The 1,738-nt window shown below is 65.4% G+C and carries 3 protein-coding genes; 1 reads left to right on the plus strand and 2 read right to left on the minus strand.

What is annotated here, in order from left to right; genetic code table 11:
• Nucleotides 1–286: 286 nt before the first annotated feature.
• Nucleotides 287–415: a hypothetical protein gene (locus KBX34_RS34150; protein WP_282102717.1), complete on the minus strand. Its 129-nt coding sequence runs from the start codon at nt 413–415 to the stop codon at nt 287–289.
• A gap of 235 nt (nt 416–650) precedes the next feature.
• Nucleotides 651–890 (minus strand): hypothetical protein, encoded by a 240-nt coding sequence (locus tag KBX34_RS32875; protein ID WP_210928961.1) that lies wholly within the window; start codon nt 888–890, stop codon nt 651–653.
• A gap of 421 nt (nt 891–1,311) precedes the next feature.
• Between KBX34_RS32875 and KBX34_RS32880 the strand changes: the two genes are divergently transcribed.
• Complete coding sequence (locus KBX34_RS32880) at nt 1,312–1,512, plus strand: hypothetical protein (RefSeq protein WP_210928962.1); 201 nt, start codon at nt 1,312–1,314, stop codon at nt 1,510–1,512.
• Nucleotides 1,513–1,738: the final 226 nt, after the last annotated feature.

Below are 1,738 nucleotides of genomic sequence, written 5' to 3' on the forward strand. Positions count from 1 at the left end.
CTGGGGGTCAAGGGGTCGTCGGTTCGAATCCGGCCGTCCCGACGCAGGTCAGAGGGCTGATCCGGAAATCGGGTCGGCCCTTTCGCCGTTTTGGGGACCAAGCTCAGTCAAGTTGGTGCTGGCTAGCGTTGCTTGACCGCTGGTCAAGTCTCAAGCGCTTACTCGGGATGCCTGCCGAATCGTTCGCTCTGTGCATGAAGGCGGCCCGCAAGCGGGCCGCGCCGGCCCGGTCCCGGCCTGCTGGCGACCTCCGCCCGGCATCGGCCGGGCCGGCCGGCCGAGGCGATCAGTCGTTCCATAGCAGCATCAGACAGCCCAGGCACGGGATCACCAAGAGTGCCACGAGCAGGATCAAGAGCACCTTCTCGTTCAAGCTCAACTGGGACCCACCGTTCACCCGGTCGTCCTGATCCATGCCGGGGAATATGACCCGGACGATGGCACCCAAGGACCTCGGAGCTCCGCCCCGAACCCTGGCCCTCAGAGAGATGCCGCCGCGGATCACCTCGCCGGGCACCACAAGGGCCACCAGCCTCCCCGGACGGGGCCAAGGTCGTTCATCCGGTAGGGCGCCCCACCTTGTCCCCGTGCGGGGAGGCCGGACGGTCTGGCGACTGCCCGACGAGGAGGTCCGCTCTACGACTCCAGATTCAACCCGGCGAGCCTGGCAGGCTGCGGATGAAGTCGGCGCGTTCGGGCTCCGCTGCCGCAAGGCGCTCCAACAGGTCACGGAACTCCTGGCGTTCGTCGGAACTCATCTCGCCGAACAGGTATGCGATCTCTTCCAGCGTATTCAAGGCGATGCGCTCTACATCCCGGCCCGACTCGACGGATTCAACCAACGCGACCATTGCTGTCACGAGGGCCGTCGTCAGGTGGTCGACAAGCACTGTTGCCCCTCCGCATCCCGATGCAGTGCCCTCAGTGCACCCATCGAGGGATCAGAGGGTCTACGCCAGCATGCCGTACAGCCATCGGTACAGCCAGGACAGCCTGCAAGCGCCGACGATGCCCGACAACGACGGACGGGCTGACCAGGGACACAGTCACCCGACCAGTCATCCGCGATCTTCTTCTAGTCCCCAGGCCGTGGCCTGGTCCTAGGGGGCCGCATCCAGTCCGCAAGAAGTCGACGGACGACGGGGAGTGATGAGAGATGTCGAGAGGTGTTTCCGCTGGTAGCGGCCGAGGTGCCCAGGCCGCCGGATCGCGCATCTTGATCTCGTAATTCGTAGGTCACTGCGATCCCGGTCAGGACTCGTCAAGCGCCAGCTGTTGAGCCCGTCTGCCGCTTGGCCGATGCTGTCGAGCATGAACACGGCCAAAAAGAGGAGTCCATCGTTCCGCGAGCAGGCCGACCGCCTCACGCTGATTGATCGCTGGGGCCACTTCGTCCTGGATCAACCGGTCCTCGTGTACCCCGGCGAGACGATCTGGCGCAAAGGAGACCAGCTCATGGTGCAGCGGCTCGATGGAGGCGTGGACGCCTACCCCGGCTTCGTGAACCGCTGATGTCTGCGGGAGCGGGTGCCAGGGGCTGACAGCAACCGTTGACAGCAACAGCCTCGGACCATGAGGTACGGACGAAAACACCTGCAGGAGCAGGGTCAGCCACGAATGCCGGGGACGGGACGGTTTTGGACAGCTCGGCCGACGCTACGGATCGGAGGGCCGGCCGGACCATCTACGGACCGGGGGACCACGCGGGGACCGCACGTGGTGCGCGATGCTAAGCGGT

The sequence above is a fragment of the Micromonospora sp. M61 genome (assembly GCF_018070245.1).
In the GTDB taxonomy this organism is placed as follows: domain Bacteria; phylum Actinomycetota; class Actinomycetes; order Mycobacteriales; family Micromonosporaceae; genus Micromonospora; species Micromonospora zamorensis.

What these genes read in the sequence shown, in the direction of transcription:
- KBX34_RS32880 (WP_210928962.1), top strand. Translation starts at nt 1,312, where the DNA reads ATGAACACGGCCAAAAAGAGGAGTCCATCGTTCCGCGAGCAGGCCGAC.
- KBX34_RS34150 (WP_282102717.1), bottom strand. Translation starts at nt 415, where the DNA reads ATGGATCAGGACGACCGGGTGAACGGTGGGTCCCAGTTGAGCTTGAAC.